Source organism: Anaerosporobacter sp. (genome assembly GCF_965301125.1).
On sequence record NZ_CBDLAM010000209.1, the window covers coordinates 1 to 5889 of the forward strand.

General features: G+C 33.6%; 6 protein-coding genes. 3 read left to right on the top strand and 3 right to left on the bottom strand.

The features are described from left to right. On the bottom strand, positions 1-1158 hold a 1158-nt coding region (gene nifS / locus ACW2QF_RS16825), incomplete at its 3' end, for a cysteine desulfurase NifS (protein ID WP_455717171.1). Between the two features lie 78 nt (positions 1159-1236). Then, positions 1237-1713: an RrF2 family transcriptional regulator gene (locus ACW2QF_RS16830; protein ID WP_455717172.1), complete on the bottom strand. Its 477-nt coding sequence runs from the start codon at positions 1711-1713 to the stop codon at positions 1237-1239. A 260-nt stretch (positions 1714-1973) separates the two neighbouring features. On the opposite strand from ACW2QF_RS16830, the gene ACW2QF_RS16835 reads away from it, so the two are divergent. From ACW2QF_RS16835 to ACW2QF_RS16845, 3 genes are all read left to right on the top strand, one after another. After that, positions 1974-2534 carry a Crp/Fnr family transcriptional regulator gene (locus tag ACW2QF_RS16835; RefSeq protein WP_455717173.1) on the top strand — a complete coding sequence of 187 codons (561 nt, stop codon included), beginning with the start codon at positions 1974-1976 and terminating at the stop codon, positions 2532-2534. Between the two features lie 74 nt (positions 2535-2608). After that, on the top strand, positions 2609-3409 hold the full coding sequence (locus ACW2QF_RS16840; RefSeq protein WP_455717174.1) for an SDR family oxidoreductase: 801 nt from the start codon (positions 2609-2611) through the stop codon (positions 3407-3409). A gap of 131 nt (positions 3410-3540) precedes the next feature. Continuing rightward, a complete protein-coding gene (locus tag ACW2QF_RS16845; protein WP_455717175.1) occupies positions 3541-5106 on the top strand; it encodes a putative polysaccharide biosynthesis protein in 1566 nt (521 codons plus the stop codon). A gap of 179 nt (positions 5107-5285) precedes the next feature. Here ACW2QF_RS16845 and ACW2QF_RS16850 read toward each other — a convergent pair whose 3' ends face one another. Next, positions 5286-5699 (bottom strand): Hsp20 family protein, encoded by a 414-nt coding sequence (locus ACW2QF_RS16850; RefSeq protein WP_455717176.1) that lies wholly within the window; start codon positions 5697-5699, stop codon positions 5286-5288. Positions 5700-5889: the final 190 nt, after the last annotated feature.

The following is a 5889-nucleotide window of genomic DNA, read 5'->3' on the forward strand; positions in this document are numbered from 1 at the left end:
TTCATAAAGTGGTGACATAGAACGAAGGCGATCTACAATTTCTTTCACTTTATCAACTACATAATTAATATCTTCTTCTGTAATATCTTCACTCAATGTTAGACGTAAGGAACCATGAGCAATTTCATGAGGAAGACCAATTGATAATAATACATGAGATGGGTCTAGAGATCCTGACGTACAAGCAGATCCACTTGAGCCACAGATTCCCTGCATATCTAACATAATTAATAAGGATTCACCCTCGATAAATTGGAAACTAAAGTTCACATTATTTGGTAATCTTAATGTGCGATGTCCATTCAGTCTTGTATAAGGAATTTCCCTCATTACACGAGTTATTAATAGATCTCTTAATTTTACCTCTTTCTCTGTTCTTTCTTTCATTGTTTCCATAGCAATCTCAACTGCTTTACCGAAACCAACGATACCTGGTACATTCTCAGTACCCGCACGTCTATGTCTCTCTTGAGCTCCTCCATGGATGAACGAACCGATTTTAATACCTTTACGGATATATAAGCATCCGATTCCTTTTGGTCCATTTAATTTGTGACCACTGGCACTTAACATATCAATGTGATATTCATCTACATTAATTGGTAGTTGTCCATACGCCTGTACTGCATCTGTATGGAATAAGATATTATGTTTTTTAGCTATCTCACCTATCTCTTTAATTGGTTGGATTGTTCCGATTTCATTATTAGCAAACATTACTGAAATAAGAATTGTTGTTGGGCGAATTGCTGCTTCTAATTCACTTAATTTAATAACACCATTTTCATCTACATCTACGTATGTTACTTCAAAACCTTGTTTTTCAAGATGTTCACAGGTATGAAGAATTGCATGATGTTCAATCTTTGATGTGATAATATGATTACCTTTTGCTTGATATGCCTCACATGTTGCTTTTAAAGCCCAGTTATCAGCCTCGGAACCACCTGCTGTAAAATATATCTCTGCAGCATCTGCACCTAAAGATTTCGCAATGATCTCTCTTGAATTTACTATGGCTTTCTTACAGACGTTTGATAACTCGTATACACTTGAAGGGTTTCCATAGAATTCTGTAAAGTATGGCAACATGGCTTCCACAACTGCTGGTCTAGTTGGTGTTGTTGCTGCATTGTCTAAATAAATTTTTTTATCCATTTGCGTCATCTCCTAAATATTTTCTATTTATCGTTACTATTCAATTACTCTATATGTTCTTAAGTTTCTGAATAGCTACTATTTGTCACATAACGTCCCTTTTATTAAGTTTGCTTTACTTCCATGTTCGTTTCTGAGTTGTAAACTTTCATCTACTAATTCAGACAACATAATTTCATCAACTGCATCATTTATACTATCACTAATACGCTTCCAAACATATTTTGTTACACATAAATCTGCTCCGCTACAGGTTGATTCACCACCCATAACCTCTGCACAATCAACTGGACTTAAGTCTCCTTCTAAGGCGCGTAAGATATCCCCTACTGAGATCTCATTCGCAGGTTTCGCAAGCATATAACCACCTTGTGCTCCACGAATACTGTTTACTAATCCAGCTTTTTTTAATTTTGCAATTAACTGTTCTAGATAACTAATTGAGATATTCTGTCTCTCCGCAACTCCACTAAGAGCAATTGCTTCTTCCGTACTGTTAAGTGCTAAATCTAACATTGCACGTAGACCATATCTTCCTTTAGTTGATATCTTCATACAATTCACCTCTTACTCTTTTGTTAATATCGAGTAATCCTATCCCAAATAAATCAATTCCGAGTAATTTAATTCCGACTTTTTTACTTGGTTTTAACATTAAATAATGATAACATTCTCATTATTACTTGTCAAGCAAATTATAAGGGAGGATTCCAATTTTTATAGTTATTTCAATAGCATCGTAAATTAGAAAATGTTGATAAAAAAATTGGGTTGTAGTATAGTTATAACAAATTATAGTCAGAGGTAAATCAACTATGGATGTGTTAATAGAATATTTTCAAAAGTATGGTATTGAAAAAAATTTGGCAAATAAATTCACACAATTCTTTTATGAGAAGAAATATCCAAAAGGAAGTACCATTCTGTCTATGGGTGAGAACACGCAAACTGTATGTTTTATCAAAGAAGGTATTGTTAGAGGCTTTTACATTAATACGGACGGTAATGATATAACCAAATGCTTCTCTACAGAAGGAAGCTGGTGCTGTATCTATAATATGCTTCGTCCTTCGCCTTCTGAATTTTGGATTGAAGCTTTGGAAGATTGCATAATGATTCAGATTAGCGTTGACAAATTAAAGCATATGATTAATACAATACCAGAATCTCAAAGACTATATACAAAACTATGCTTAGAAGCCTTTATCCATAGTGATAATCGAAATGTGAATTTTCAGAAAATGAAAGCTGTCGAAAGATATCTGTTGTTTATTCATCAATATCCTGATTTGGAAAAACGGGTAAAACAAGAATACATTGCTTCTTATATTGGTATTACACCAAGTTCGCTAAGCAGGATCAAAAGAAATCTGTAATTGTCAAATGATAATTACAGATTTCTTTTTTTTCATTAAAATAATAATAACTAAACTAAAAGGAGAATTGTAAAATGAATCAAAATAAAATTGTATTAGTCACAGGCTGTTCTAGTGGTATAGGACGAGATATCTGTAACATATTAACTAACCAAGGATATACCGTTGTAGCATCTGCAAGAAACATAAATAAATTAGAAACTGTATCTGCTTCATTGAGGTTAGAACTAGATGTAACAGACAAAGCTTCCATTACACTAGCTATTAACCAAATCGTAAAAGAATACGGACAGATTGATATTCTAGTGAATAATGCTGGCTACTCCATAAGAGGAGCACTGGAAGAGGTCGAAGTTAATAAACTACAGAAAATGTTTGATGTCAACGTATTTGGAATTATTAATATGATACAATTTGTATTGCCATATATGAGGCAACACGGAAATGGGAAAATTGTAAATATCGGGTCTATTTCAGGAAAGTTCTCACAATCCCTAAATGGAGGATACTGCGCATCGAAGCATGCAGTTGAGGCAATTAATGATGCCCTACGGTTAGAATTACATGATTTTGACATTCAATCCACCGTAATTGAACCAGGTGCTATGCAGACAAATTTCTTCAATACACTATCTCTTACTTCCGATACCCTTATGGAAAACCAACAATCACCCTACAGAAACTTATACATAGGTGATATCAATTACCGAAAAGAGCAAAAACGTATGGATTCAATTAAAGCTGCTGAAAAAATATGCAACATCATTGAGAAAGAAAAGTTAAAGCCTCGCTATACCGTAGCTGTACCATTTCTATTCAAAATACTGCTTGCATTGCCAGACAATCTTAAAGAGGCTATATTACTCCGTCATTAAGACTTAACAGAACTTAGCATGAAACTTTCCCTACATTAATATACTTAATTATGTCAAAATGTAAGAAGGTCAACGACACCAATTTAATATTAAGTTGGTATCGTTGACCCATGAGAGAAAGGCTGATGTCTATGAGCAAGAATTCAATAATAAAAGGTACCTTGATACTTACAATAGCTGGTTTTGCAACTCGTATTATCGGCTTTTTCTATCGAATCTTTCTGTCGAATATACTGAAACCTGAAGATATGGGTGTTTATCAATTAATCTTTCCTGTCTATGGTATCTGTTTCACTTTATATGCTTCTGGCATTCAAACATCTATCTCCCGTTTAGTTGCCGCTGAAATAGGTAAACACGATACAAGTAATCTAAAGAGAATTCTACGAACTGGTATTATACTTTCTTTCACAATTGCAATTACGTTATCCATATTGTTGAATCGAAATGCTTCCTTTATCGCTACAAATATTCTCTTGGAAAGTAAATGTGCAGGCTCTCTTAAGATTCTATCCTATGTGTTTCCTTTCTGTGGTATAACCGCGTGTATTAACGGGTATTATTATGGCATCAAACGTGCTGGTGTACCCGCCATGACACAATTATTCGAGCAGATTATTCGTGTAGCCAGTGTCTATATACTAGCTCCATTGTTTGCCGCAGGTGACTCCGCGAAAGCTTGTGAACTTGCTGTTTGGGGTATCTTATTCGGAGAAATAGCCTCTAATGGTTACAACATAATTTCAATGTTTATTGTAAAACCATCCAAAATACAAGAATCTATCAAATTGAAAATACAAGAATTTCGTAATTACAGATCCCATAAAGAAGAACGCACGTCTTATACCAGCAATCTTATTAAACTAGCATTACCATTAACTAGTAATCGTTTATTAATTAGTATCCTAAGTAGTATAGAGGCAATCCTAATTCCCTCTATGTTAAAACAATATGGACTTAGTGCAACAGAGGCATTGAGTGTCTATGGTGTATTAACCGGTATGTCCATTCCATTCATTATGTTTCCTTCTACCATTACCAATTCATTTGCTGTTTTACTGCTACCCACAGTTTCAGAAGCACAAGCAGCGAATAACAATAATATGATTAATAAAACCACTGCTCTTTCAATAAAATATAGCTTAATTATAGGCATTTTAAGCACTGGTATCTTCATTACATTTGGTAACGCGTTAGGAACGCTGGTTTTTAACAATGAATCTGCTGGTGTGTTTCTAACGATTCTAGCATGGCTTTGTCCATTTCTATACTTGACAACTACTTTAGGAAGTATACTTAATGGATTAGGAAAACCTCATATAACATTTTTTAATACGGTTATTGGATTAAGTGTAAGAATTATTTTCGTTGTATTCTTAGTTCCACAAAGGGGGATCTGGGGTTATTTAATTGGAATGCTTGTAAGCCAGATTATCATATCAACATTAGATACTTTTGCAATCTTTAGAAACGTCAAAGTGACGTTCAATCCAGTTGATTGGATTGTAAAACCAGGGTTAATTACAGCATTTATCGGTTTCTTAACAAACCGCTCCTATCTTTTTATCAAGGATCACGCTTCAATGAGTTCATTAGCATTATTGTTGTGTTTTTGCTTATTCCTTGTTATCTGTTACATAATTATGTTATTCATAACCAAAGCGATCAGTATGGATGAATTCAAGCGTGCGAAATAGGAAGGTTCATCAAAGGGGGCCTGTTGCAAATTTAAACCGTCTACTATGTTATTAAAGCCAAATGCTCTCACCCACCATCAAAAAGACAACTCTTCTATGCTGAATGCAATTTTGTGAACATACATGTTCACATATGGCACATAGCTACGAAAAGTTGTCTTTTTGATGTTGGGTTTAAATTAATGAATTTCTATTTTCTTTCTAAAATCTTCAATATCCATACCACCTATATCTATTAATATACGTAATACACCCGCTTTCATCGCTGCTTGTATATTCTCTCTAGATACTTGATTTCCTAAGTAATACGTTCTCATACAGCTTCCTATATTGCGTTCTCTCATTATATAATTTCGCTTCTCATAAGGAGCTTCAATTGCTTGTATCTTTACTGCTCTTATGGTTAGATATCCATTTTCAAGTTGTGCACTTACATTCTCTTTGTCATAACCAGGTAATTCAATTTCCATTAATACTTGTCCATTTATTTCTGAGATATCTGTTCTCATAATATCAGGAACGTTCATTCTAGAAAATTCTTCGTCGTTGAATACTTTGTCAAACATATCTACTAATTCATATTTCGCAAACAAGAGTACCATCTCCTTTTAGCTAGTCTATATTTATGCAATTGGGATATAATTTTGTTTTTCTTTAGGAACCATTTTAAATAAATATATGTTTTACTTGTTCTAGTTATTAAATAACACTCATTAGATTATTTGTCAATAGTCTGCCTTTAATTTTTTAATTTTTAATTTTTAATTATATTTATTTCAGTAT

Bases quoted from the DNA above. Each gene is read 5' to 3' on its own strand.
- ACW2QF_RS16835 (WP_455717173.1), top strand. From the start codon at position 1,974: ATGGATGTGTTAATAGAATATTTTCAAAAGTATGGTATTGAAAAAAAT.
- ACW2QF_RS16845 (WP_455717175.1), top strand. From the start codon at position 3,541: ATGAGCAAGAATTCAATAATAAAAGGTACCTTGATACTTACAATAGCT.
- ACW2QF_RS16830 (WP_455717172.1), bottom strand. From the start codon at position 1,713: ATGAAGATATCAACTAAAGGAAGATATGGTCTACGTGCAATGTTAGAT.
- ACW2QF_RS16840 (WP_455717174.1), top strand. From the start codon at position 2,609: ATGAATCAAAATAAAATTGTATTAGTCACAGGCTGTTCTAGTGGTATA.